This is a genomic window from Nonomuraea jabiensis, assembly GCF_014204795.1.
GTDB classification, from domain to species: domain Bacteria; phylum Actinomycetota; class Actinomycetes; order Streptosporangiales; family Streptosporangiaceae; genus Nonomuraea; species Nonomuraea jabiensis.
Window position 1 is genome coordinate 4,087,928 of the sequence record NZ_JACHMB010000001.1, and the last position, 25,110, is coordinate 4,113,037.

Annotated in this window: 25 protein-coding genes; 15 read left to right on the forward strand and 10 right to left on the reverse strand. The window is 71.5% G+C overall.

The genetic code is table 11. From position 1 onward, the window contains the following. Window positions 1–2: 2 nt before the first annotated feature. Together HD596_RS18845 and HD596_RS18850 are read right to left on the reverse strand one after the other, a co-directional pair. Window positions 3–668: a hypothetical protein gene (locus tag HD596_RS18845; RefSeq protein ID WP_185070651.1), complete on the reverse strand. Its 666-nt coding sequence runs from the start codon at window positions 666–668 to the stop codon at window positions 3–5. A gap of 660 nt (window positions 669–1,328) precedes the next feature. Beyond that, window positions 1,329–2,009 (reverse strand): CAP domain-containing protein, encoded by a 681-nt coding sequence (locus HD596_RS18850; RefSeq protein WP_185070654.1) that lies wholly within the window; start codon window positions 2,007–2,009, stop codon window positions 1,329–1,331. Between the two features lie 386 nt (window positions 2,010–2,395). Here HD596_RS18850 and rplM point away from each other — a divergent pair, with 386 nt between their 5' ends. Genes rplM through glmM form a run of 3 tightly spaced genes read left to right on the forward strand, consistent with a single transcriptional unit; the run spans window position 2,396 to window position 4,741 of the window. Then, complete coding sequence (gene rplM, locus HD596_RS18855) at window positions 2,396–2,839, forward strand: 50S ribosomal protein L13 (RefSeq protein WP_185070656.1); 444 nt, start codon at window positions 2,396–2,398, stop codon at window positions 2,837–2,839. A 26-nt stretch (window positions 2,840–2,865) separates the two neighbouring features. Then, window positions 2,866–3,387, forward strand: a complete 522-nt coding sequence (gene rpsI, locus HD596_RS18860) for a 30S ribosomal protein S9 (RefSeq protein ID WP_185070658.1) — start codon at window positions 2,866–2,868, stop codon at window positions 3,385–3,387. Window position 3,388: 1 nt separating this feature from the next. Next, window positions 3,389–4,741, forward strand: a complete 1,353-nt coding sequence (gene glmM, locus HD596_RS18865) for a phosphoglucosamine mutase (protein ID WP_185070659.1) — start codon at window positions 3,389–3,391, stop codon at window positions 4,739–4,741. Window positions 4,742–4,788: 47 nt separating this feature from the next. Here glmM and HD596_RS18870 read toward each other — a convergent pair whose 3' ends face one another. From HD596_RS18870 to coaA, 6 genes are all read right to left on the reverse strand, one after another. After that, window positions 4,789–5,505 (reverse strand): ABC transporter permease subunit, encoded by a 717-nt coding sequence (locus HD596_RS18870; protein ID WP_221519392.1) that lies wholly within the window; start codon window positions 5,503–5,505, stop codon window positions 4,789–4,791. Next, a complete protein-coding gene (locus HD596_RS18875) occupies window positions 5,505–6,419 on the reverse strand; it encodes an ABC transporter ATP-binding protein (RefSeq protein ID WP_185070660.1) in 915 nt (304 codons plus the stop codon). Before HD596_RS18875 ends, HD596_RS18870 begins: the two co-directional genes overlap by 1 nt. Beyond that, a complete protein-coding gene (locus HD596_RS18880) occupies window positions 6,416–7,273 on the reverse strand; it encodes an ABC transporter permease (RefSeq protein WP_185070662.1) in 858 nt (285 codons plus the stop codon). Before HD596_RS18880 ends, HD596_RS18875 begins: the two co-directional genes overlap by 4 nt. Further along, entirely contained in the window at window positions 7,266–8,174 is a 909-nt protein-coding gene (locus tag HD596_RS18885; RefSeq protein WP_185070664.1) for an ABC transporter ATP-binding protein, read from the reverse strand. The genes HD596_RS18880 and HD596_RS18885 overlap by 8 nt, the downstream gene beginning before the upstream one ends. A gap of 40 nt (window positions 8,175–8,214) precedes the next feature. Then, the gene (locus tag HD596_RS18890; protein ID WP_185070666.1) at window positions 8,215–9,141 is read right to left on the reverse strand and encodes a DUF389 domain-containing protein; all 927 of its coding nucleotides are present in this window, start codon (window positions 9,139–9,141) and stop codon (window positions 8,215–8,217) included. Between the two features lie 170 nt (window positions 9,142–9,311). After that, complete coding sequence (gene coaA, locus HD596_RS18895; RefSeq protein ID WP_185078558.1) at window positions 9,312–10,214, reverse strand: type I pantothenate kinase; 903 nt, start codon at window positions 10,212–10,214, stop codon at window positions 9,312–9,314. Between the two features lie 194 nt (window positions 10,215–10,408). Between coaA and HD596_RS18900 the strand changes: the two genes are divergently transcribed. From HD596_RS18900 to tsaD, 12 genes are all read left to right on the forward strand, one after another. Beyond that, the gene (locus HD596_RS18900) at window positions 10,409–11,815 is read left to right on the forward strand and encodes an alkaline phosphatase PhoX (protein WP_185070668.1); all 1,407 of its coding nucleotides are present in this window, start codon (window positions 10,409–10,411) and stop codon (window positions 11,813–11,815) included. A 13-nt stretch (window positions 11,816–11,828) separates the two neighbouring features. Further along, window positions 11,829–12,179 (forward strand): holo-ACP synthase, encoded by a 351-nt coding sequence (locus tag HD596_RS18905; protein ID WP_185070670.1) that lies wholly within the window; start codon window positions 11,829–11,831, stop codon window positions 12,177–12,179. Window positions 12,180–12,189: 10 nt separating this feature from the next. Beyond that, window positions 12,190–13,647: an NAD(P)H-hydrate dehydratase gene (locus tag HD596_RS18910; protein ID WP_185070672.1), complete on the forward strand. Its 1,458-nt coding sequence runs from the start codon at window positions 12,190–12,192 to the stop codon at window positions 13,645–13,647. Window positions 13,648–13,728: 81 nt separating this feature from the next. Next, the gene (gene alr, locus HD596_RS18915; RefSeq protein ID WP_185070673.1) at window positions 13,729–14,886 is read left to right on the forward strand and encodes an alanine racemase; all 1,158 of its coding nucleotides are present in this window, start codon (window positions 13,729–13,731) and stop codon (window positions 14,884–14,886) included. Between the two features lie 19 nt (window positions 14,887–14,905). Beyond that, window positions 14,906–16,033: an alpha/beta fold hydrolase gene (locus HD596_RS18920; RefSeq protein WP_185070675.1), complete on the forward strand. Its 1,128-nt coding sequence runs from the start codon at window positions 14,906–14,908 to the stop codon at window positions 16,031–16,033. Continuing rightward, a complete protein-coding gene (gene tsaE, locus HD596_RS18925) occupies window positions 16,030–16,488 on the forward strand; it encodes a tRNA (adenosine(37)-N6)-threonylcarbamoyltransferase complex ATPase subunit type 1 TsaE (RefSeq protein ID WP_313044548.1) in 459 nt (152 codons plus the stop codon). The genes HD596_RS18920 and tsaE overlap by 4 nt, the downstream gene beginning before the upstream one ends. Before the next feature lie 207 nt (window positions 16,489–16,695). Further along, window positions 16,696–17,352: a hypothetical protein gene (locus tag HD596_RS18930; protein ID WP_185070677.1), complete on the forward strand. Its 657-nt coding sequence runs from the start codon at window positions 16,696–16,698 to the stop codon at window positions 17,350–17,352. A gap of 2 nt (window positions 17,353–17,354) precedes the next feature. Next, entirely contained in the window at window positions 17,355–17,891 is a 537-nt protein-coding gene (locus HD596_RS18935) for a class F sortase (protein WP_225963919.1), read from the forward strand. Between the two features lie 45 nt (window positions 17,892–17,936). After that, complete coding sequence (locus HD596_RS18940) at window positions 17,937–18,866, forward strand: aminoglycoside phosphotransferase family protein (RefSeq protein WP_185070679.1); 930 nt, start codon at window positions 17,937–17,939, stop codon at window positions 18,864–18,866. Between the two features lie 43 nt (window positions 18,867–18,909). After that, a complete protein-coding gene (tsaB, locus tag HD596_RS18945) occupies window positions 18,910–19,554 on the forward strand; it encodes a tRNA (adenosine(37)-N6)-threonylcarbamoyltransferase complex dimerization subunit type 1 TsaB (protein WP_185070680.1) in 645 nt (214 codons plus the stop codon). Window positions 19,555–19,565: 11 nt separating this feature from the next. Then, window positions 19,566–19,997, forward strand: coding sequence for a ribosomal protein S18-alanine N-acetyltransferase (gene rimI, locus HD596_RS18950; protein ID WP_185070682.1), 432 nt, complete (start codon window positions 19,566–19,568; stop codon window positions 19,995–19,997). Continuing rightward, the gene (tsaD, locus tag HD596_RS18955; protein WP_185070683.1) at window positions 19,990–21,021 is read left to right on the forward strand and encodes a tRNA (adenosine(37)-N6)-threonylcarbamoyltransferase complex transferase subunit TsaD; all 1,032 of its coding nucleotides are present in this window, start codon (window positions 19,990–19,992) and stop codon (window positions 21,019–21,021) included. Before rimI ends, tsaD begins: the two co-directional genes overlap by 8 nt. Before the next feature lie 160 nt (window positions 21,022–21,181). On the opposite strand, the gene HD596_RS18960 is transcribed toward tsaD, so the two are convergent. Beyond that, window positions 21,182–23,368 carry an apolipoprotein A-IV repeat region-like domain-containing protein gene (locus HD596_RS18960; RefSeq protein WP_185070685.1) on the reverse strand — a complete coding sequence of 729 codons (2,187 nt, stop codon included), beginning with the start codon at window positions 23,366–23,368 and terminating at the stop codon, window positions 21,182–21,184. A 185-nt stretch (window positions 23,369–23,553) separates the two neighbouring features. Next, on the reverse strand, window positions 23,554–25,089 hold the full coding sequence (locus HD596_RS61835) for a THUMP-like domain-containing protein (protein ID WP_313044553.1): 1,536 nt from the start codon (window positions 25,087–25,089) through the stop codon (window positions 23,554–23,556). Window positions 25,090–25,110: the final 21 nt, after the last annotated feature.

Here is a 25,110-nt window from a genome sequence, read left to right on the forward strand (position 1 = left end):
CGCTAGAGGGGGCTTCCGGTGACCGAGCGGTTGTCCAGAGCCTTGAAGACCGTCGCCTTGGTGATGTCGTCGATGGCGGAGAAGATCTGCTTGGAGCCCTTCTTGTCTGGCTTCGTGCCGTCCTTGTTCTGGAACCAGACCATGATCGCGTAGTGGCCGTGCGTCCAGATCCTGGCGCCGCCCGCGCCCGACCCGAGCTGTTTGGTGACACTGTCCTTGCCCGCCAGCGGCTTCACGTAGTTGGCCGTGCTGCCGGCCTTGGCCACCTTGGACGCCGACTTGCTGGTCTTGAGGTTGGCCACGCCGACCGTGCCGATGATCTTGCCGGCCTTGTCGCGGAAGCTGGCGCGTACGAGCTGGTTGCACTTGCCGTCCTTGAGCGCCTTCTTCAAGGCGTCGCCCAGGGCGCCGTCAGAGCACTTCTTGTCCTTGCTCGTGATCGTCATCTCGTACGACCGGCCCGCGATCGTGATCTTCTTCGTCTTGCCGAAGATCTCCTTGACCGTGATCGGCTCGGGGTCCGTGGACCGTTCGGCCGCGAAGCCGTACTTGCCGGGCGGGGCCGACGGGAGCGGCGGCGCGGTCATGCGGGGGGTCGTGGTCTGGGCCGTGACGGGCTTGTCGGCGTTCCACATCATCGCGAGGCCGCCGCCGAGCAGGCCGAGCACCGCTATGCCGCCGATGGCGAACCACAGCGGGGCGCGCGAGCGGGGGCCCTCGTCGTACGGGCTCCAGCCGACCCGGCTCTGCGGGGCCCTGTCGGGGGTCTGCGGCGCGCTGTCGGACTTGCTCTCCTGCTCGGAGTCGTCGGCGGCGCGTTCCTTGCGGGAACGGCGGGAGCGGCGGGGGGTGTCGCCGCCGTCGCCGGGAGCGTCCGGACCGTCAGGGCCTCCAGGACCCCCGGGGCCACCGGGGCCGTCCGGTCCGCTCGGGCCGCCGAAAAAGCCGGGGCCGCCAGGACCGCCCGGGCCCGGGCCACCGGGACCGCCAGGGCCGCCGGGACCGGGACCGCCAGGGCCCCCGGGACCAGGACCGCCAGGGCCCCCGGGACCAGGGCCGCCAGGGCCGTTGGGGGCGCCGAAGAAGCCCGGCCCACCGGGACCGCCTGGGCCTCCGGAGCCGCCGGGACCGCCTGGGCCGCCGGAGCCGCCAGGGCCACCGGGGCCGCCTGGGCCAGGGCCGCCGGGACCGCCGGGGCCGTCCGGACCGCCGGGACCGTTCGGAGCGCGGCGTCTGCCCGCAGGCTGGAAGACACTCCCCATGCCATAGGGGGCGCTGTTTTCACGTCCTTCGGGAAAAGCCATGCGGCGACATTACCGTGATGCGCGTCATCGGGTTCCGAAGTCCTGAGTCCACCATGGCCCGTCCGGGCCGGACGCGACGCCCACCCCGATGGCCTTCAGACCGCAGTCGAGGATGTTCTTGCGGTGGTCGGGGCTGTCGAGCCAGCCGCGTACCGCCTCTTCGGGGGTGCTGTACCCGGCGCCGATGTTCTCGGCGGCGCCCCAGCGGTATCCCGCCCGCTCCATCCGGTCCCACGGCGACGAGCCGTCGGGGGAGGTGTGCGCGAGCTGCCCGGTCCGGGCCATCTCCAGCGAGTGCGTACGCGCGGAGCTGGAAAGGCCGGAGTCCACCCGCAGCGCCCCGCAGCCCCGGCGGGACCTGGCGGAGTTGGTCAGCGAGACGACCTTGGCCGCCAGCCCGGGCATGATCTGCACGTCGCCGCCGCCGTCGCTGAGCAGCGCGGGGTTGTCCTCGGTGTTGAACCCGGCGATCCGGCCGTCGGGCGATCTGGTCGCCTTGGGGGTGGCCCGGGTGCGGGGCAGGGCCTTGGTCGTGACCTCCCTGGGGATCATCTCGACCTGCTGCTGCGCCTTCCTGGCCGTCGTCGGCGCGGGGTTGGCGGTGGCCGCCGCGGGCGGTGCGGTCTCGTTGAGATAGACATGGGGGATCGGCTCCGCGTCGTCGGTGAGCCGGCCGAGCAGCACCCCCGTGAAGAGCACGGTCATGAGGCAGGCCAGCACCCCCAGGTGATTCCGGCGCCGAGCGCCCCGCTGGGTTGGCCGGGAGTGAGAGTTCTGCCACATACCGCCGCTAACGATAGGGATGTCTGGTCCTGGGAAAGAAGAGGTCCCAGGGAAACGAAACCGAACCGTTCTGCGTTCGGGTAGAATCGCTCCGGGCTACTGGTCGTTTTGACCTGCGCGCCTTTGGGCGAGTAGCTTAGGTTCGTTGTGTGCATAGGTCCCGCGAGACCAATGCGCGGCGCGTCCGGCGTCATCTCCCGTGATGAGGAGACGGAAGGTCCGGGCCGTCGTGTGCCCGCACCGACCGACCAAATGTAGCTGTCGCATCCGACAGCGCCGAAGACGCGAGCATAAAGAAGGCTACGACCGTGCGCACGTACTCACCGAAGCCCGCCGACGTCCAGCGTCAGTGGTACGTCATCGACGCGACCGATGTCGTGCTGGGCCGGCTGGCCAGCCACGTCGCGACCCTGCTCCGCGGCAAGCACAAGCCGATCTTCGCTCCCCACGTCGACACCGGTGACTTCGTCATCGTGATCAACGCGGACAAGATCGCGCTCAGTGGCAACAAGCTTGAGCAGAAGAAGGCGTACCGCCACTCGGGCTACCCGGGCGGTCTGCGTTCCGTCAGCTATGGCGAGCTCATGGAGAAGCGGCCCGACAAGGCCGTCGAGAAGGCCGTCAAGGGCATGCTTCCGAAGAACTCCCTCGGCCGGAAGATGGCGAAGAAGCTGAAGGTCTACGCGGGTTCCGAGCACCCGCACCAGGCCCAGCAGCCGGTGCCGTTCCAGATCACCCAGATCGCCCAGTAGTAGTTCGAAAGAGTTAGAGGAGAACCGTGGCTGAGCCCACCGGTGTCGAGACGGCCGTCGAGGCCGAGCTGGAGGAATTCTCCGGCGAGGACTTCCCGTCCGAGTACACCACCGAGTCCGCCGCCAGCGCCGACGCGCCCGTGCGCAAGCCCGTCACCACGGGCAACTCGTACGGCACCGGCCGCCGCAAGGAGGCGATCGCCCGCGTGCGCATCGTCCCCGGCACCGGCAAGTGGACGATCAACGGTCGTTCGCTGGACGTCTACTTCCCGAACAAGGTCCACCAGCAGATCGTCAACGAGCCCTTCGTGGTGCTCGGCGCCGAGGAGGCGTTCGACGTCATCGCGCGCATCGACGGCGGCGGCGTGACCGGCCAGGCCGGCGCGCTGCGCATGGGCCTGTCCCGCGCCCTGGCGATCCTGGACGTCGAGGTCAACCGGCCGCCGCTGAAGAAGGCCGGCTTCCTCACCCGTGACGCCCGCGCCACGGAGCGGAAGAAGTACGGCCTCAAGAAGGCCCGCAAGGCTCCGCAGTACAGCAAGCGCTAAATTGGCGCGCCTTTTCGGCACCGACGGGGTACGCGGGGTCGCCGGTCGCGACCTCACGGCGCAGCTCGCCATGGACCTTTCGGTCGCGGCGGCTCACGTCCTCGGCGATGCGGGCGCGTTCGCCGCTGCCGGCCGCAAGAGCAGGCCGGTGGCGGTCGTGGGCCGGGACCCTCGCGCCTCGGGAGAGTTTCTCGAGGCCGCGGTGGTCGCCGGCCTCGCGGCGTCCGGTGTGGACGTGCTGCGCCTCGGCGTACTGCCCACCCCGGCCGTCGCCCACCTCACCGCCGCGCTCGGCGCCGATCTCGGCGTCATGCTGTCGGCCTCGCACAACCCGGCGCCGGACAACGGCATCAAGTTCCTGGCCCGCGGCGGCTTCAAGCTGTCCGACGCGGTCGAGGACGAGATCGAACGGCGGCTGGGCGAGGACTGGAGCTTCCCGGTCGGCTCGGCCGTGGGCCGGGTGCGGGACGCGTACGGTGAGGCCAACCGGTACGTCTCCCACCTGCTGACCACGATGAAGTCCGCGCTCGACGGGCTGAACATCGTGGTCGACTGCGCCCACGGCGCCGCCCACATGGTGGCCCCGGAGGCGCTGGTGCGGGCGGGCGCCAGGGTCGAGGCCATCGGCGCCAGGCCCGACGGCCTCAACATCAACGCCGGTCACGGCTCCACCCACCTGGACAAGCTCGCGCAGGTCGTCGTGTCGCGCGGGGCGGACCTGGGCGTGGCCTACGACGGCGACGCCGACCGCTGCCTGGCGATCGACCACACGGGCGCGATCGTCGACGGCGACCACATCATGGCCATCCTCGCCGCCGCCATGCACGGCGAGGGCCTCCTGGCCAAGGACACCGTGGTCGCGACCGTGATGTCCAACCTGGGCTTCAAGCTGGCCATGCGCGACGCGGGCATCACCGTGGTGGAGACCGCGGTGGGCGACCGCTACGTGCTGGAGCGGATGAAGTCCGACGGCTACAACCTGGGCGGGGAGCAGTCGGGCCACGTCATCATGCTCGACCACGCCACCACCGGCGACGGCCTGCTCACCTCGCTCCACCTGCTGGGCGTGGTGGCCAAGTCGGGCGTGCCGCTGAAGGAGCTGGCCGCGGTGATGACGCCGCTGCCGCAGATCCTGATCAACGTCAAGGACGTGGACAAGGGCAAGGCCGCCGCCCCCGAGCTGCTGGCCGCCGTCGCCGAGGCGGAGGTCGAGCTGGGGGAGACGGGCCGGGTCCTGATCAGGCCGAGCGGTACCGAGCCGATGATCCGGGTCATGGTCGAGGCCGCGTCGGAGGAGCACGCCACCCAGGTGGCCGGCCGCCTCGCCGACGTGGTGCGCACCGCCTGCGTCTGAGCGAACCGTGCGAACGGCCCGCGGGGTGACCCCCGCGGGCCGTTCGTTCATTCGTCCCCGGTGAGGGAGAAGACCCGCAGCCGCCGGCCCGCCCAGAAGACGCCGACCACCGTGACGACGATCAGGGCGGGTACGGCGAAGCTCAGGGCGACGTCCGCCTGGACGAAGGCCGAGTCGGAGATCTGCTTGGCTATGGTCTGGCCCCACTGCTGGATCGAGAACTTGCGGGCACCCTCGATGAAGTTGCCCACCGCGCTCTCCCAGACGAGGGCGTAGATGATGCCGATCGTGACCGCGTGCCGGGTGACGACGCCCAGCAGGAGGAAGACGGCGGCGTACGCGATGCCGGCCACCAGCGCTCCCAGGGCGAAGCCCGGGGCGATGCCGTCCTCGTTGCCGGCCAGGATCCAGGCCGCCACGTAGGTGGGCACGGCGCCGAACAGGGCCATCAGCGAGGCCGCCACCAGGAACTTCGTCTGGATGATGACCGGGCGGGAGATCGGCTTGGACATCAGGTGGATGATCGTGCCGTCGTCGATCTCCGGGGCGATGACACCCGTGCCGGCGATCAGGCCCAGCAGGGGGAGCACGGTGCTGATGGCGAACTTCTGCATCAGCTGCACGGCCGCGCCCTGGTCGCCGCCGCCGAGCACGCGGAAGAGCACGGCCAGCCCGATCAGGGCGAGCGGCAGCAGCAGAAGCAGGATGATACGGCGCCTACCGAGCAGAGCCCGATAGGTGATACCGGCAACAACTGGATTCATCAGGTGCTCCTGGTGATGAGGTAGGAGAAGACGCTCTCCAGGTCCTCGTCCGCCGGGGAGACCTGGTGCAGGTGTACGCCCTCCGCCTGGGCCACCCGGGGGAGGAGCCAGGCGAAGCGGCGGAACTCGGCGGCCTGGACCTCCAGGCCGTCGGGGCGCAGCGTGATGCCGCCCGTCGAATGGTCGCGGATGAGGGCGGCGGCCAGCTTCCTGTCGTCGCTCGAACGGATCACGAACAGGTGCGGCCTGTCGGTCATCAGGCGCCGGATCTCGCGGAAGTTGCCCGACGCCGCGTGCCGGCCCGCCACCAGGACCTCGATGTGCTGGGCGACCCGTTCGACCTCCTCCAGGATGTGGGAGCTGAACAGGATCGTCTTGCCCGCCGTGCCCATGGCGCGGATCAGGTCCATGAGGTGGAGGCGCTGGCGGGGGTCCATGCCGTTGAACGGCTCGTCGAGCAGGAGCACGGGCGGGTCGTGGACGAGCGCCGCGGCCACCTTGACGCGCTGGCGCATGCCCTTGGAGTACGTCTCCACGCGCCGGTCCTTGGGCTCCTCCATCTCGACCGTGGCCAGGGCCTTGCGGGCCGCCTCGATCGGGTCGTCCAGCCCGTGGAGGCGGGCGGCCGAGAGGACGAACTGCCAGCCGGTGAGGAAGCCATACACGCCCTCCCGTTCCGGAACCAGGCCGATATTTCGGTAAATGTGGTGGTTCTTCCAGACCTGCTGGCCGTCCAGCGTGACCGACCCGCTGGAGGGCGCCAGGAAGCCCGCCATCATGTGCAGGAGCGTGGACTTGCCCGCCCCGTTGGGGCCGAGCAGGCCCGTGACGCCGGGGCCGATCGTCATGGTGACGTCGTTGACCGCCACCACGTTGCCGTACCAGCGGGAAACCTGAGACAGCTCGATCTTCACCGCGAGGCCGCCTTCCTGTAGCGCAGCGCGAGGGCGCCCAGGGCGAGCGCCACCAGCACCACGAGGACCGCGGCCGAGGCGGGGCCGCTCGGATAGTCCCCTTCGGGGATGTGCGGCGGGGTGTCGAACAGCCAGGACTGCACGGAGTCCACCAGCCAGAACGGGTTGGCCAGCCAGGCCCAGGTCGCGGCGGCCTCGTTGCCCGAGGAGTACAGGGACGCGTAGAGCAACGGGACCGACGCCGACGACAGCAGGTAGACGGCGATCACGGAGGCCACCCCGAGCCCGCGCCGCGGCGTGAACGAGGCCAGCGCCAGCCCGAACGACGACAGCAGCACGGCCAGCAGCAGGGCCACGAGGACGGAGCCGAGGTATTCGCCGGTGGCCGGCGGCCCGGGCATGTCCACCACCAGCTCGCCGGCGTAGACCAAGGTCAGGGGCACCGCCACCAGCAGGAACAGCGCCGCGGTCATCGCCGTGACCTTGGCGCCCACGTACTCGGCGATCGAGACGGGACGCGACAGGTAGAGCGGCAGCACGCGGTAGCGCAGGTCCGGCGCGACCACGGTGGGCGCCTGCGCGGCCAGGAAGACCGCGACGACGGCCTGCATGATGACGGCGAAGCCGCTGTAGGGGAGGATGCGCTGCTTGGCCAGGGCCATCGACGCGACGGCCACGACGGCCGGCAGGAGCATGATGACGAAGAGGGAGAACGGCATGATCTTGCTGCGGGCCGTGCGCCCGAGGCCGAAGATGCCGCGCAGGCTGTGGACGGTCAGCGCCCGGGTCACGTGGGCGCGGCCGAGCCGGGGCCCGTCGTAGTGCCGGTAGCCGATGTCGTAGATCTCAGACACCTGCCACCTCCTCCCTGAAGACGTCCTCGATGCGGTGACGTCCCTGTTCGAGGCGGATGAGGCAGAGGTCCAGGTCGACGGCGGCGTCCCTGATCATGTCGTACGTCTCGGGCCCGAGGACCTTGACCACCAGCAGGCGGCCCTGCTGCGAGACCGTCTGGCCGGCCTCGGCCAGCCGGGCGGCCAGCGGCTCCAGCCCCTCCTCGACCTCGACCGTGACGGTCTGGGTGGCCTGGGTGAACTCGCCGATCGCGGACGAGCGCAGCAGCCGCCCGGAGTCGATGACGATCACGTGGTCGCAGATGCGCTCCAGCTCGCCCAGCAGGTGGGAGGTGACCAGCACGCTGATGCCGAACTCGGTGCCGATGCGCCTGATCAGCGTCAGCATCTCGTCGCGGCCGCGCGGGTCGAGGCCGTTGGTGGGCTCGTCCAGGAAGACCAGCTTGGGGTCGTGCACCAGAGCCTGGGCCAGCTTGACGCGCTGCTTCATGCCCGTGGAGTAGCCCCCGACGGCACGGTAGCGCTCTTCGGCCAGGCCCACGTGGCGCAGCACGTCGGCGGCGCGCTCGCGGGCGGCGGTGCGCGGCAGGCCGGACATCTGTGCGAGGTGGACGACCAGTTCGGTGGCGGAGACGTCGGGCGGGAGGCATTCGTGCTCGGGCATGTAACCGACGAGCCGGCGGATCTCGGCGCCCTGCGCGGTCACGTCCAGGTCGAGCACCTTGGCCGCGCCGCCGGTGGGCGGCAGCAGGCCGAGCAGGATCTTGATCAGCGTCGACTTGCCCGCGCCGTTCGCCCCCACCAGACCGGTGACGCCGGGCCCCACGGTGACCGTGAGCTGGTCGACCGCGGTGACGGTGGGGAAGCGTTTGGTCAGCCCCTCGGTGGCGAGGATGTGCATGTGCCCGACCGTACCCGGCGGCCAGGGCGCGCCGCCTCGTTCAGACGGATGAACGCCGTCCTACTTGAGGCCAGAATTTCCGCTGGACCAGCAGCGTGCCCGTGCCCGCGATGACCATGCCGAGGATGTTGACGGCGAGCTGCGAGACCGAGCCGTAGACCTCTTGCCAGTCGCCCAGGGCCAGCGCCACGGCCACGTAGCCGGCCGCGGGCACGGTGGTGACCGAGATGAAGACGCCGACCAGGGCCGACGACTTGCCCGCCGTGATCGACAGCACCCCGGCCGCGCCCGCGAGCAGCGCCACGATGAACGACCACCGGTCCGGCTTGACGATGAACTGGACCTCCGCGTTCCGGAGGAGGTTGCCGACGTCGATCCAGCCCAGCCAGTTCGAGACGAGCGCGCAGGCGAAGGTGATCGCGATCGCCACCGTGAACCCGATGACCAGCGTCCGCAGCGAGGTGATGACCAGGTGCCAGCTGCCGCGCAGCAGGCCGAAGCAGATGGCGGCGACCGCGCCGAACTCCGGTCCGAGCACCATCGCGCCGACGATCAGGATGGGGGAGTTCTGCAGGATGCCGATGCCCGCGAGCTGCGTGGCGATGGCCAGGAAGGCCAGGTACGCCCACGTCATGCGGGAGTCGGCGTGCACCCGGTGGGCGAGTTCCTCCCACACCACGGCGTCGTCGGGATCGCCGGGCGCCTCCTCGACCGCGTCGGTCGCGACCCTGGACAGCGACAGATCGACCTGCTCGATGGCGATGGAGCCCTCGGTCTCCAGCCACTTGAGGCGGTTCAGCACCTCGTTGGCCGACTCGCGGGCCGCGTCGCAGAGGATCACGTCGCCCACCGGCTCGCGGGCCGCGCCCGGCAGGACGACGATGTTGGTGACGCCCGGGCAGTCCTCCAACACCGTGGTCGCCTCGGCACTCCGCGCGGCCGGGCTGATCAGTCGCAGATGTAGCACAGAGGCCATTGTCGTCTATCGGACGTTGATGGCGTTTTGACACATGTGCGTGAGGCTGACGCGCATGATCCGATACCGATGCCACGACCATGGTGAGGAGTGCTGGTTCGCCGGGGTGGACGACCAGGAGTGCGGGGGCAGGTTCGCCCGTTTCCTGTTCGAGGAGGTGCTCAGGTCTGGCGGAGGCGTACCCGCCGTACCGAGTGGTCGGCGCCCTTCTTGAGCACGAGGTCGGCCCGGCCCCTCGTGGGGGCGATGTTCTCGACCAGGTTGCGCTCGTTGATGTCGCGCCAGACGTTGACCGCGAAGGCTGTGGCCTCCTCGTACGAGAGCTCCGCGATGTGCCGGAAGTACGACTTCGGGTCCTCGAAGGCGGTGCGGCGGAGTTTGTGGAAGCGGTCGACGTACCAGTTGCGGATGTCCTCGACCTTGGCGTCCACGTAGATGGAGAAGTCGAAGTAGTCGTTGACCGCGAGGGACGTGGGCGGGGCCGGCTGGAGGACGTTGAGCCCCTCGATGATCAAGATGTCCGGACTTTTCACGACTTGGCTTGCGCCGGGGACGATGTCGTACTCCAGGTGGCTGTAGATCGGCGCGCGCACCTCCGCCGCCCCGGCCTTCACCTCCGCCACGAACCTGACCAGCGCCCTGCGGTCATAGCTCTCCGGGAAACCCTTGCGATGCATGATCCCCTTGGCCTCCAGCACCGCGTTCGGGTAGAGGAAGCTGTCGGTGGTGATCAGCTCCACGTGCGGGTGCTCGGGCCAGCGGGCCAGCAGGGTGTGCAGGAGCCGCGCCGTCGTCGACTTGCCGACCGCGACGCTGCCCGCGATGCCCAGGATGTACGGCACGCGCTGCTCGGGGTGCCCGAGGAACGCGCTCAGCACGCTGCTGCGCGCTTTGGATCCGGTGAAGTGCAGGTTCAGCAGCCGGGTCAGGGGGAGATAGATGTCGGTGACTTCAGTGAGATCGATGGGGTCATCGAGGCCTCGAAGCTCTTCCAGCTCGTCTGCGGTGAGAGTCAAGGGCGTGTTCTTGCGGAGCTCGCTCCACTGCTCCCTGCTCAGTTCCACGTAGCCGTTGTTCACCTAGGCAGCGTAGCGATGAGCGGTGAACCGGATCATGGCCGGGTGCGCGCAGCGAGATCCACAGCCTGTGGATAAATGCGTGGGATTACCGAGACTCAGTTCGGGGAAGGAAGATCCGTCTTGCCGAATCGCGCGTATGAACAAGTGTCGGCGGCTACTGTGCGGGGCTGGGAGGTCTGATGGACCGTCGTCGCTTCATCACGAACGTGATCGCCGTCGCGGGCCCCTTCGCCGGGGTCGCGTGCGCGGGAGCGCAAGGGGGCGTCAAGCCGGTGCAGGGGGGTTACGGGCGGCTGAGGCCCGTGCCCGACCTGCGTGACGGGAAGGTGCGGCTGCACCTGCCCGAGGGGTTCAGATATCGCTCGTTCAGCGCCGCCGGCGAGAAGTTCAGCGACGGGTCGGCCGTGCCGGGCAGGCACGACGGCATGGCGGCGTTCTCCGGTCCCAAGGACAGCGCGATCCTGATCCGCAACCACGAGGTCAACGGCCCCGTCGGCGCGTTCGGCGACAAGGCCAAGGCGTACGACCCGATGGCCGGGGGCGGCACCTCCACGCTGCGCGTCACGCGCTACGGAGAGGTGATCCAGTCCGGCCCCTCGCTCAACGGCACCATGATGAACTGCTCGGGCGGCCCCATGGCGTGGCGGGCCTGGGTGAGCTGCGAGGAGACGGTCAACGGCCCCGACGTGGCCGACGACTTCTCCGGCGGCGACAACTCCAAGCTCACGCGCAAGCACGGCTACATCTTCGAGGTGCCGGTCAACCGCGCCGCCACCGCCCGGCCCATCAGGTCGGCCGGCCGGTTCCCGCACGAGTCGGTCGCGTTCGACCCCTCCACGGGCGCGCTCTACATGACCGAGGACAACTTCTCCTTCCCCTCCGGCTTCTACCGCTACCTGCCGCCGAAGCACCCCGTCCAGGCCGGGCGGCTGCTCGACGGCGGGCGGCTGCAGATGCTGGCCGTCAAGGGCGCCAAGCGCAAGGACCTGTCCGTCGGGCAGCGGCCCGCGGCCACGTACGAGACCGTCTGGGTGGACATCGAGGACCCCGACCCGACCTTCACCGGCAGGCCCGCCTACGACGACGCCGTCCAGGCCGTGGGCAGGCAGGGGCGCGAGGCGGGCGCGGCCGTCTTCTCCCGGCTGGAGGGGGCCGTCTTCCACCAGGGGGTCGTGTACTTCGTCTCCACCCAGGGCGGGGCCACCGCGGCCGGCGACACGCCGCCCTCCGGGTTCGGCAAGGGGCGGGGGCAGGTGTGGGCGTACGAGACGTGGAGCGGGAGGCTCAGGCTCGCCTACGAGTCGCCGCGCTCGGCGGTGCTCGACCTGCCCGACAACGTGACGGCCAGCAGGCGCGGCACGCTCGTGCTGTGCGAGGACGGCGACGGCGACAACTACCTGCGCGGGCTCACGAAGTCGGGGCAGATCTTCGACTTCTGCCGCCTGGAGCCGATCCCCGACGACCCGGGGGCGGAGTTCGCGGGCTCGACGTTCGGGCCCGGCGGCCACACCCTGTACGTCAACGTCCAGGCGAAACAGGGCAGGTCATTCGCGATCTGGGGTCCGTGGGAGCGCGGCCTGTTCTGAGTACGCTGGGGTCATGATCCTTGGCATCGGCGTTGACGTCGTGGACATCGACCGCTTCGAGGCGGCGCTGGAGCGCACACCGCAGCTCAAGGAGCGGCTGTTCACCGAGGCCGAGATAGAGCTGCCGGTGCGGTCCTTGGCGGCCAGGTTCGCCGCCAAGGAGGCCGTGGCCAAGGCGCTCGGCGCGCCCAGGGGGCTGGCCCACCTGGAGGCCGAGGTGCACCGCGACGAGCGCGGCAAGCCCGAGTTGCGGATCACCGGCAAGGCCGCGGAGGTCGCCTACGACCTCGGGGTCAAGCGCTGGCACGTCTCGCTCAGCCACGACGCGGGCGTGGCCGTGGCCTATGTGATCGCGGAGGGATAGCTTCGGAATCATGAGGACCGCCTACACCGCCGACCAGATCCGGGGCGCCGAGCACGAGTTGATGGCGCGGCTGCCCGAGGGCACGCTCATGCAGCGGGCCGCCACCGGGCTCGCCGCCGTCTGCGCCGACCTGCTGGGCAGGGTCTACGGCAAACGCGTCGTGCTCCTCGTCGGCAGCGGCGACAACGGCGGTGACGCGCTCTACGCGGGCGAGCGGCTGGCCCGGCGCGGGGCGTGGGTGGGCGCCGTCCTGGCCGGGTCCAAGACGCACGAGGCCGGGCTCGCGGCGCTCATGCGGGCCGGCGGGCGGGTCGTCGAGCGTGACGCCCTGGAGCGCGCGGACCTGATCGTCGACGGGCTCGTCGGGATCGGGGCCTCGGGGGCGCTGCGGGAGCCGTACCGGGCCCTCGTCGAGGAGGCGAACGCGGCCCGCGGGCCGATCGTCGCGGTGGACGTGCCGAGCGGCGTGGACGCCGGCAGCGGCCGGGTGGAGGGCCCGGCGGTGCGGGCCCGGGTGACCGTGACCATGGGGGCGTACAAGACGGGCCTGCTCGTCGATCCCGGCGCCGAGCACGCGGGCACGGTCGAGCTGGTGGACATCGGGCTCGGGGCCCACCTGCCCGATCCCGACGTCGCGGCGCTGACCGGCGCCGACGTGGACGTCCTGCTGCCGCGGCCCGGCAACGAGTCCGACAAGTACCGCAGGGGCGTGCTGGGCGTCGCCGCCGGGAGCGACACGTTCACCGGCGCCGCCGTGCTCGCCGTGGGCGGCGCGTTGCGGGCGGGAGCCGGCATGGTGCGGTACGCGGGCCCCGGCGCGCCGGTCGCCCAGGTGCGCGCGCACTGGCCGGAGGCCGTGGTCACCGAGCTGGAGCGGCCCTCCATCGACGACGTGGGCCGGGTGCAGGCGTGGGTGCTCGGGCCGGGGCTGGGCACCGGGGACTGGGCGCACGAGGTGGCCGCCCAGGTGCTGGCCTCCAGCGTGCCCGTGCTGATCGACGCCGACGCGCTGACGCTGGTGGCCCGGGACCGCGGGCTGCTGCGGCGGCCGGCGCCCGTCCTGATCACGCCGCACGCCGGCGAGCTGGCGCGGCTCATCCGCGCCGACCGGGACGACATCGAGGCCGCCCGGCTGGAGCACGCCCGCCGGGCCGCGGCCGAGCTGGGCGTCACCGTGCTGCTCAAGGGCTCCACCACGGTGGTGGCCGAGGAGTCGCGGCCGGTCCGGGTGAACGTCACGGGCACGTCCTGGCTGGCCACCGGGGGGACCGGCGACGTGCTGGCGGGGGTGGCGGGGGCCCTGCTCGCCCAGGGCCTGAGCTGCTACGACGCGGCGTCCTGCGGCGCGTTCCTGCACGGGCTCGCCGGGCGGCGGGCCGCCGAGGGCGCGCCCCTGACCGCGGCCGACGTGGCCACGGCGGTGCCGGCGGCCATCCGCGCGGTGACCGGCGGAGGCCGCCTGTCGTAGGGGTCGCGGGCCGCGAGGGCGGGGCGGAAACCGCGCTCGACCACCCGCGTGAGCTGCCACACTAGAAGGATGTACTCCTCGATGGCCACACCGGCCCAGGCGCGGGTCGATCTGGCCGCGATCAGGCACAACGTGGCCCTGCTCAAGGAGCGGGCCGGCGGCGCGGAGCTGATGGGCGCCGTCAAGGCCGACGCGTACGGGCACGGCCTGGTGCCGGCCGCCGAGGCCGTGATCGAGGCGGGCGCGAGCCGGCTGGGCACCGCGTTCGTCCGGGAGGCGCTCGAGCTGCGCGCGGGCGGGGTGACCGCGCCGATCCTGTCGTGGCTCATCACCCCGGGCGAGCCGCTGGACGAGGCCCTCGACGCGGACATCGAGCTGTCGGCCTCCGACACCGGGCTGCTCGGCGAGATCGAGGCCGCCGCCCGCCGCACGGGGCGCACGGCCAGGCTCCACCTGGAGGCCGACACCGGCATGAGCAGGGGCGGCTCGCCGCTGGCCGCCTGGCAGGGGCTCCTCGACGGGGCGCTGAAGCTGCAGGCCGAGGGCGTCGTCGAGATCGTCGGCCTCTGGTCCCACTTCGCCTGCGCCGACATCCCCGGCCACCCGTCCATCGAGCAGCAGCAGGAGGCGTACCGCACGGCGCTGAAGCTGGCCGAGCGGGCCGGCGCGGCGGGCTCCCACGTGATCAGGCACCTCGCCAACTCCGCGGCCACCGTGACGCTTCCTGAGGCCCGCTACGACCTGGTCAGGCCCGGCATCGCGATGTACGGCCTGAGCCCCATCCCCGAGCTGGGCGACTTCGGGCTCAGACCGGCGATGACGCTCGTGGCGCAGGCCGGGCTCGTCAAGCGGGTTCCGGAGGGCTCGGGCGTGTCATACGCTCACCTGTACGTCACCGACCGCGAGACCACGCTCGGCCTCGTGCCGCTCGGATACGCCGACGGGATCCTCAGGCACGCGACGGGGCGGGCCGAGGTGCTGGCCGGCGGGCGGCGCAGGTTGATCGCGGGCCGGGTGTGCATGGACCAGTTCATGATCGACCTGGGCGACGACGCCCTGTCGGCGGGTGACGAGGTCGTGCTGTTCGGCCCCGGTGACGGGGGCGAGCCGACAGTTCAGGAGTGGGCGGATAATCTCGGCACGATCACGCATGAGATCGTGACCAGGATCGGGTCGCGCGTGCCGCGGGTCTACGAGCACAGGCGCTCGCAGTCGACGGGCACTTCGCGGCGGGCATGAGCGGAGAAGGATCGGGGAGATGACGACGACAACACGGCGCAGGGTAGGCATCGCCGGCGCGCTCGTCGGTGCGGCTTCCGCCGGCGTCGCGGCGGCGGCGCTGGCCAAGCGGTACGCGGTCGGCCGGATCAGGCTGCGCCCCGACACCGAGGCCAGCGAGCCGTTCGGCGAGCTGCGGGGCAGGGAGCGCACGCTCGTCACCTCCGACGGCAAGGCGCTGCACGTCGAGATCGACGGGCCCGAGGAGCGAAGGAGCTCGGGGGGAGAGAGCGAGAGCAACGATGCCAACGAGCCCCGAAGCGGTCGCGACCATAAGCGCGGCGCCGAGCTGACCGTCGTCTTCTGCCACGGCTACTGCCTCAGCCTGGAGTCCTGGCACTACCAGCGCAAGGACCTGCGCGAGAACTACCGCATGGTGCTGTGGGACCAGCGCTCGCACGGGCGCTCGCAGCGCGCGGGGGCCGACGACAGCACGATCGACCGGCTGGGCGCCGACCTGGCCGAGGTGATCGAGCGGTTCGTGCCGGGCCCGTGCGTGCTGGTGGGCCACTCCATGGGCGGCATGACGATCATGGCGCTGGCCGACAGCCACCCCGAGCTGTTCGCGGACAAGATCCGCGGCGTCGCGCTCATCGCGACCTCGGCGGGCAAGCTGGCCGAGCTCACGCTGGGCCTGCCCGCGATGGTGTCCAAGGCGGTGCACAAGATCGCCCCGTCCACGGTCTCGATCCTGGGCAAGGGCGGCGCCCTCGTCGACCGCACCCGCAGCGCGGGCAGCGACATCGCGTTCCTGATGACCCGCTACATGGGCTTCGGCGACTCCAAGAACGTCAGCCCGACCGTGGTCGACTTCGCCGAGTCGATGATCAGGGCCACGCCGACCGAGGTGGTCGCCGACTTCTACCCCGCGCTGATGAACCACGACAAGCTCTCCGCGCTCGACGTCCTCGACCCGGTGCCCACCGCGATCATGGTGGGCGAGCGTGACTGGCTCACCCCGCCCGAGCACAGCAGGGCCATCGCCGCTGCGCTGCCCAAGGCACAGCTCACCGAGGTGCCGGACACGTCCCACCTCATCCAGCTGGAGCGGCCGGGCGCCGTCAACGACGCGCTGCGCGACCTGATCAAGAGGGTGGAGATGCAGTGAGGCTCGCGACCGCCGAGGACATGCGCGCGTACGGTGCCCGCCTGGCCGGGCTGCTGCGCGCCGGAGACCTGCTTGTCCTGTCTGGCGCGCTCGGCGCCGGCAAGACCACGCTCGTGCAGGGCATCGCCGAAGGGCTCAAAGTACGCGGCCCGATCACCTCGCCCACGTTCGTGATCGCCCGGGTGCACCCTTCGCTGCGCCAGGGGCCGCCGCTCGTGCACGTGGACGCCTACCGGCTCGGCGGCGACCTGGAGGTCGACGACCTCGACCTGGACGCCTCGCTGGAAGACTCCGTCACCGTCGTGGAGTGGGGCGAGGGGCTGGTCGAGGGGCTGGCCGAGGACCGGCTGGAGATCCACATCGACCGCGAGGCGGGCGAGGAGGCCCGCATTGTCACCCTGCGCGGCGTGGGTCCGCGATGGGCCGACACGCCGTCTGAGCCGGTAGAAGACTAAAACCGCCGTCAATTTTCGGCAATACTGGCACCCTTGACGTACCAGGCCATAGATATAAATCATGATCGTTGGTCAGGGATTGGCCCAGATTTTCTGGGTATCAGGAGGGGCGACATCCATATTTCTGATGGATGCTGGGTGGTACGACGGCGGAGTGGGGTGCGGCCGGTGCTCAGGGTCAGGCGAGTCGCGTACGCGGGAGCCATCGTGATGGTCGGTCTGACCGGCTGCACGGCCTCCGCCGAGACAAATCCAACAGGCACAGCCACGCCCACCGCCACAGCCAGCGGCACCGCCGCCCCGACCGCCACCGCGACCACCACCGCGACCACCACTGGCAGCCCGCGGCCCACGACCACCAGGCAGACCATCTCGGTCCAGCTCAACCCCGACCGCGTCATCGCGGGCGAGACCTCCAAGGTGTGGATCCTGGCCAACTGCCCCGTGCCGACCGGCGGCCCGGCGCACACCGGCACCGGGACCTCGCGGGCGTTCGTCAACGGCGTCGTGCTCAACCCCGTCACCGGGGCCTCGGCGACCCCCGCCGCCACCGCCACGCCCGCCAACGGCTCGCCCTGGGTGCGCGGCGAGGCGCAGGTCTCGGGAACGGTCCGGCGCGGCTCCTACCGGGTCGACGTCAAGTGCGACGGCACCAACGACATGGGCCGGGCCACCCTCAGGGTCGCCGCGGACGAGCCCGTGCCGTCCACCGTGCCGACCAAGGCGCCCAAGGCGGGCGGCGGCGGCACGTACGGGATGGACGCGAGCGACGACTCCTCGATCCCGATCGGCCCCGCGGGCGTGCTGGTCGGCCTCGCCCTGGTCGCGGGCGTCGGCTTCGCGGTCAAGCGCCGCAAGGCGTAGCGATGGCCCGCCCTGGACGGGTGGTGCTCGCCGGCGCCGCCACGGGCCTGCTGCTGGTCGCGTTCGGCAAGGGCATGCAGACCGGCACCACGCCCACCGCGTCGATCGTGCCCGAGAGCATCGACATCCCCTCGATCGACGTCGACGCACCGCTCATGAAGCTCGGCCTGTCGAAGGACGGCGAGGTCGAGCTGCCCCCGTACGAGAAGCCGAAGGTGGCCGGCTGGTACACCGGCAGTGCCGTGCCCGGCGAGAAGGGCGCCTCGGTGATCATCGGCCACGTCGACACCAAGACGGCCCCCGCCGTGTTCTACAAGCTCAGGCAGTTACGCAAGGGTGAGACCGTCAAGGTCGAGCGCAGCGACGGCAAGGTCGTGAGCTTCAAGGTCGACCATATCGAGCAGGTGCACAAGGACAGCTTCCCCACCAGGCGCGTGTACCTGGAGGACGGCCTCAAGCTGGTCACCTGCGGCGGCAAGTTCGACTACGCCAAGGGTGAATACCTGGACAACATCATCGTGTACGCCTCCCGCGCCTGAAAAACGGTTTGCGGTCCCCTTCCCCTCGTCCAGGATCATGGACGCGTGAGTGTGAACACCAACCCGCCCGCGACCGGCGTGCGCCTGCCCTGGGGCAGGGTGCACCCGCAGGTGCGCGTGGCGGTCGAGGGCTTCCTCGGGGCGCGCGTGGCCGAGGCGGTCACCCAGCCCGGCGGCTTCTCGCCGGCGGCCGCGGTCCGCCTGCGCGCGGAGAACGGCAGGCGCGCCTTCGTCAAGGCCGTCGGCCCCGAGCCGAACGCCGAGAGCGTCCGCATCTACCGCGCCGAGCTGGAGATCGCCGCCGCGCTGCCGGAGTCCGTGCCCGCGCCCAGGCTGCTGACCGGATTCGAGCTGGAGGGCTGGGTCGCGCTGGTCTTCGAGGACGTCGAGGGCGAGCATCCCGAGCTGCCGTGGCGGCCGGACCAGCTCGACCGGGTGCTCGCCGCCGTCCGGCGGATGTCGGCCGAGCTCACCCCCGCCCCGATCGCCGCGCCGCCCGTGGCCGAGGCTCTCGACTCGTCGTTCCGCGGCTGGCGCCACCTGCTGGAGGAGGACACCGGCGGGCTCGACCCGTGGGCGCTGCGCCACCTCGGCGAGCTGGCCGAGCTCGAGGCCGGCTGGGCCGCGGGGGCGGCCGGCGACACCCTGCTCCACCGGGACCTGCGGGCCGACAACATCCTGCTCAGCGGCGAGCGCGTCTACGTCGTCGACTGGCCGTGGGCCTGCGTGGGCGCGCCGTGGATCGATCTGGTGGCCATGCTGCCGTCGGTCGGCATGCAGGGCGGGCCGATGCCGCACGAGCTGTTCACCGATCCCGACCCCGCGGTGACCGCGTTCGTCGCCGGGCTCTGCGGCTACTTCGTCCGCCACGGCCGCCTGCCGGACCCGCCGGGACTGCCCACGGTCAGGGCGTTCCAGCGGGCGCAGGGATTGGTCGCGCTCGACTGGCTCAAGCGTCGTACGGGCTGGTCTTGACTTTTGGAGGCGGCGCGCCGTACGGCGGGTAGGCTAGACAGCCGTGCTGGTCCTGGCCTTTGATACCGCGACACCCGCCGTCACCGCCGCGCTCCACGACGGGGGGCGGGTGCTCGCCGAGCACACGACGATCGACGCCCGGCGTCACGGCGAGCTGCTCGTCCCCACCATCGAACGCGTGCTGGCCGAGGCGGGCGCCGCGCTGCGCGACGTGACCGCCATCGTGGCCGGCAGCGGCCCCGGCCCCTACACCGGCCTGCGCGTCGGGCTGATGACCGCGCAGGGGCTCGCCACCACGCTGGGCGTCCCCGCGTACGGCATCTGCACGCTCGACGCCGTCGCCTACGGCAGCGGGCTCGCCGAGCCGTTCCTGGTGGCCACCGACGCGCGGCGCAAAGAGGTGTTCTGGGCGCGTTACGCCGACATGCGCACCCGGCTCGACGGGCCCTTCGTCGACCGGCCCGCCGACGTGCCCGTGCACGGGCTGCCGGTCGTGGGCGCCGGCGCCGCGCTCTACGCCGAGATCCTCGGCGAGAGCGACGCGCCCCCCTACCCCTACGCCGGGGCCCTGGCGGCGCTCGCGGCCGAACGGCTCGCCCAGGGCACGCCGCTCGACCCGCCCCGCCCGATCTACCTGCGCAGACCCGACGCCGTCGTGCCCGGGGCGCCCAAGCGGGTGACAGCGTGAATCTCCGGCCGATGACCCAGGCCGACCTGCCGGCGGTCATGTCGATCGAGCGGGCCACGTTCCCGCTCGACGCGTGGAGCGAGGGCATGATGCGCGGCGAGCTGGCCGAGATGCCGCGCTCGCGCCACTACCTGGTGGCCCTCGTGGACGGCGAGATCATCGGCTACGCCGGGCTCGCCGCCGCGGCCGACCAGGCCGACGTGCAGACCATCGCGGTGCTGGAGAAGCACCAGGGCACCGGCGTCGGCGGCGCCATGCTGACCGAGCTGCTGGCCGAGGCGGGCCGCCGGGGGGCGCGGGAGATCTTCCTGGAAGTACGCGCCGACAACCCGCGCGCCCAGGCCGTCTACCGGCACTACGGGTTCGAGGAGATCGGCACCCGCCGCCGCTACTACGACGACGGCACCGACGCGATCATGATGAGAAGGAATCTTGATGACTGACGAACCACTGGTCCTGGGCATCGAGACCTCCTGCGACGAGACCGGCATCGGCATCGTCAGGGGCCACACCCTGCTGGCCAACACGATCGCCTCCAGCATGGACGAGCACGCCCGCTACGGCGGCGTGGTGCCCGAGGTGGCCTCGCGCGCCCACCTGGAGGCCATGACGCCGACCGTGGAGGCCGCGCTGGCCCAGGCCGGCCTGAAGTTCTCCGACATCGACGCCATCGCCGTCACCGCGGGCCCGGGCCTGGCGGGGGCGCTGCTGGTGGGCGTGGCCGCCGCCAAGTCCTACGCGCTGGGCCTCGGCCTGCCCCTCTACGGCGTCAACCACCTGGCCGCCCACGTGGCCGTCGACCAGCTCGAACACGGGCCGCTGCCCAAGCCGTGCATCGCCCTGCTCGTGTCGGGCGGCCACTCGTCGCTGCTGCTCGTGCCCGACGTGGCCGCGGACGTGATCTCGCTCGGCTCGACGGTCGACGACGCGGCCGGCGAGGCGTTCGACAAGGTCGCGCGGGTGCTGGGGCTGCCGTTCCCCGGCGGGCCGCACATCGACCGGGCCGCGCGCGACGGCTCGGGCGCGGCGATCACGTTCCCGCGCGGCAAGATCGACGACGGGACGCTCGACTTCTCCTTCTCCGGGCTCAAGACGGCCGTGGCGCGCTGGGTCGAGGCCCGCGAGGCGTCCGGGGAGTCGATCCACGTGCCCGACGTGGCCGCCTCGTTCCAGGAGGCCGTGGTCGACGTGCTGACCCGCAAGGCGCTGCAGGCGTGCCGGAAGTACGACGTGCACGACCTGCTCATCGGGGGCGGCGTGGCGGCCAACTCGCGGCTGCGCGCGCTGGCCCAGGAGCGGTGCGACGCGGCCGGCGTACGGTTGCGCGTGCCGCGGCCCGGGCTGTGCACCGACAACGGCGCGATGGTCGCCGCCCTGGGGTCCAACCTGGTCGCGGCCGGGATCACGCCGTCGACGCTGGAGATCCCCGCCGACTCCTCGCTGCCGATCACGACCGTTCACGTGTGAGGGTCGCCGGCTGGGGCCGTGCCTGCGACGGCACGGCCCCAGGCGGCGCTCACCGCGTCCCTGGTCTCCCCAAGCGACGCCGGCCGCGGTGAGGGACTTCGGCCCGTCAGGGACTGGCTGAGCGCCCTGGGCCGTGCCGCCGGGGACACGGCCCAGGGGCTCAGTCCTTGGTCCTGACGGGGCGTAGGAGGGCCTCGGCCAGGGCCAGCATGGTCTCCTCCAGGGCGCCCAGGCGCTTGGTGAGGTCGTCGGTCGCGGGCTGGACGATGCCGGTGACCGTCTCCGTGAGCTGGTCGCGGTCGGGACGCGCCGTGACGAGCTCGGTGAGCGCGTTCGCGGCGGCGGTCAGGCGCTCGGCCTGGTCTCCGGCGTGCGCCTGGAGCAGCTCGCTCTGGCCCGCCAGGGCCTCGGGGAGGCGGCCCACGCGCTCGCTGACGGTCTCGATGCGGTCGTCGACGGACTCCAGGTGCGCGCTGGCCTGCTCGGCGCGGGTGGCCAGGCCGTTGAGATGGGTGTCGAGGCCGTTGAAGCGGGTGTCGATGCCGTCGAAGCGGCTGCTCAGGAGCTCCTCGGCCTCGACCAGGCGCTCGTCGACGGAGTCGATCTGGGTGTCGAGCTTGTTGAAGCGGCCCTCGTTGCGCGTGGACAGCTCGCCGAGGCGCTGGTCAGAGGCGGCCATGCGCTCGTCGAGGGCGCCGAAGCGGGCGTCGATGCGTACGTCGAGCGCGTCGAACCTGTCGTCGTGGCGACCGAGGTGGCCGTCCACGGTGCCCAGGCGCTTGTCCACGCCGCCGAGCTGGTTGTCCACGGACAGGAGCCGCTTGTCGACGCCGGCCATCCTGCCGTCGAGGCCGTCGAGCCTGGTGTCGATGTCGGCCAGGCACTCGTCGGCGGACTCCAGGCGGCTGTCGAACCCGGTGAGCCTCGAGTCGAGCCCCGTGAGCCGGCCCTCGACCCGGTCGAGCCGGGCGTCCACGCCGCTGAGGCGGGCGCTCAGGCGCTGCTCGCTCTCGCCGAGCTGGACGGCGAGGTGCTGGTCGGCCTCGTCGAGCCGGGTGGCGAGCCGCAGCTCGACGTCGGACAGGCGGCTGCCGAGCTGCTCGTCGGACTCCTTGAGGCGGCTGGCCAGCCGCTCGTCCGCCTCGACGAGGCTGGTGGCCAGGCGCTGGTCGGTCTCGTCCATCCGGGCGGTCAGCCGCAGGCCGGTCTGGTCGAGGCGGTCGGACAGTCGCTGGTCGGTCTGGTCGAGCCGGTCGGTCAGCCGCTGGTCCGTCTCGTCGAGCCGGTCGGAGAGCCGCTCTTCGGCCTCGCCCAGGCGGTCGGAGAGCCGCTCTTCGGTCTCGCCGAGGCGGTTGGACAGTCGCTGGTCGGTCTCGCCGAGGCGGGCCGTCAGTCGCTGGTCGGTCTCGTCGAGCCGGGCCGTCAGCCGTTGGTCGGTCTCGTCCATCCGGGCGGTCAGCCGTTGGTCGGTCTCGTCCATCCGGGCCGTCAGTCGCTGGTCGGCCTGGTCGAACCGGGCCGTCAGGTGCTGGTCGGCCTCGTCGAGCCGATCGGAGAGCCGCCGGTCGGTGGCGTCGAGGCGGTCGGAGAGCCGCTGGTCGGTGTCGTCGAGGCGGGCCGTGAGGCGCTGGTCGGCCTCGTCGAGCCGCGTGGTCAGCCGCTGGTCCGTCTCGTCCATCCGGACGGCGAGCTGCTTGTCCTGCGCGCTCAGCCGGGCGGTGAGGTGCTCCGACAGGTCGCCGACCGCGACCTCGACCCGGTCGGTGCGGGTGCTCAGGTCGGCCATCGACTTGTCGAGCCTGGTGAAGCGGCTCGCGGCGGCCTCCATGCTGCTGTTGAGCGTGGCCAGCGTGGCGGCGAAGTCGGACATTCCCTTCGTGAGGCCGTCCGTGGTTTCGAGCACCGTCTGCAGGCGGGTGAGCGCTTCGCCCACACCCTCGCCCATGGTGCCCAGGTCGGCCCGCAGGCCGGGCAGGTCGGCCACCGGGGCGACGCGGGCGTCCACGTCTCCGATCCGCTCCCCGACGGCGTCCACGTGGTCGCGTACCGCCTCGACGTGCTGAGCCAGCCCCTCCGCCCACATCGGCGGCTTGGCGGTGATGTCGTCCAGCCGCCCGCTCACCGCCTGCAGGGTGCCGCTGAGGCCCCCGAGCTCGCGCTCGCGCACCTCGCGCAGCAGCCACTCCATGCCTTCGAGCCGCTGGCGGATCTCGTCCAGCACGGCCCCCTGCGTGCGCTGCTCGTACACATGATCCTGCGAGGCGCGCGCCAGCAGGTCCCGCATCCTCTCGGAGATGCCGGACTGGCCTCCTGCCTGGAGAAGGGTGGTGTGGTTGGAATGGTCCACCGAAAGCTCCTTTGGCTCGCCGACGGTCTGCCGCGCAGCGGTGGGATATAGGTCGATTTTCAGATGAACGAGAGGAAACGCGGAAAACGCATTAGGGGAGAACTCCCGTCCGCCCACCTTAGCCCCTCGAGCAAGGTCCGTCAGGGGCGAAGTGAAAGATCGAGGTTAACGGCAGAATGACCGGTTCAAGCAGGTGGAGAGGTGTCGCAGATGATGACCGATGGCTTATCGAGGATCCGGGTAAGGATGATAGTTGCCGATTTTTCGCCATTTAGGCGGAGATCTGCGCGGAGGCGTTCGATGTCCACGGCGGAGCCGCGCTTCTTGATGGTGACATTTCCGACTTGTCGCTCTCGAAGGGCGGCGCGCAGCTTTTTCCCTGAAAAGGGGAGAATGTCCTCAATTTCATATCTGGCCGCCCATGGGGTGTCGATCGGGTCGTCACCGGTGATGTAGGCGATCATCGGGTCGAGCAGGCGTCCGTTCACGATTTCCGACACCTCGCCCACGAGGTGCGCCCGGATGGCCGCGCCGTCCGGCTCGTAGACGTACCTGCCGGCCGGGCCGACCGGGGCCTCGGCGCCCGTGGCGGTCAGCGTGTGGCCGCCGGGCAGCAGGGTGGCGCGGCGCCCGGCCCCCTCCTGGCCGGTCCAGAGGGCGGCCTCCTTGACCTCGCCCTTGTACGAGACCCACTCGGCCTCGGCGCCCGCGGGGATGAACTCGTACGGGATGCCCGGGGCGACCTTGACGCACGCCCGGGAGGCTCTGGAGATCAGGTCCAGCACCACCGGCCAGGGCGGGGAGTAGGCCATGGGGTCGAACGTCCTGCCCCGGCCCGTCCGCCTGGCCGGGTCGGCGAAGAGCACGTCGTACTCCTCCGGCCGGACCTCGGCCGCGTCCCCCACCGACACCGTCACCCTGTCGCCCAGCCCGAGCGCCTCGGCGTTGGCCCTGGCCACGGCGACGGTCAGCGGGTCGGTGTCCACGGCGGCCACGGTGCAGCCGGCGCGGGCCAGCGCGAGGAAGTCGCCACCGATGCCGCAGCACGCGTCCACGACCCTCAGCCGATGCGGCGGAATGTCCGCGATGCCGAGCCCGGGCGGAGGAGGCGCATCCGGTCCGTGCGGAGGCGTGCCCGGTCCGTGCGGGGGCGTGCCTGGCCCGTGCGAGGGTGCGGCCGGTCCGTGCGGAGGCGTGCCCGGTCCGTGCGGAGGTGTGCCCGGTCCGTGCGGGGGCGCGCCGGGTCCACGTGAGGGAGTGTGTGGTCCGAGGGAGGGTGCGGCCGGTCCGTGCGGAGGTGTGTCCAGCCCGTGCGGAGGTGTGTCCGGTCCGTGTGGAGGCACATCCGGCCGGTGTGGGGACGTGCCCGGACCGTGTGGGAATGCGGCCAGACCGTGTGGGAGTGCGGCCGGCTCGTGTGGGGGTGGGGCCGGGTGTGCCTGGGTCAGGCGGTGGGCGCGGTGTTCGGCGACCTCCGTCCGGGTGGACTGCTCCAGGCCGTGCGGCGTGAAGTACATCCGCCGCGCGTCCTCGCCGAACTTGGCCCTGGCGCGCTCCCGCAGCCCCGCCTGGGTGAGCGCCGCGGAGGTGAGCGCGGCGTCGTACGTCCTGCGCAGCCTCGTGGCGGCCGCCACCGGATCCGTGCCCACCAGCTCCACGGCCTCGGCGAGCGCGCGTTGCCCGCGCGGTGTCAGCAGCTCGTCGAAGGCGTCAAGGTCCACATCACCCGACGTTATCGCCAC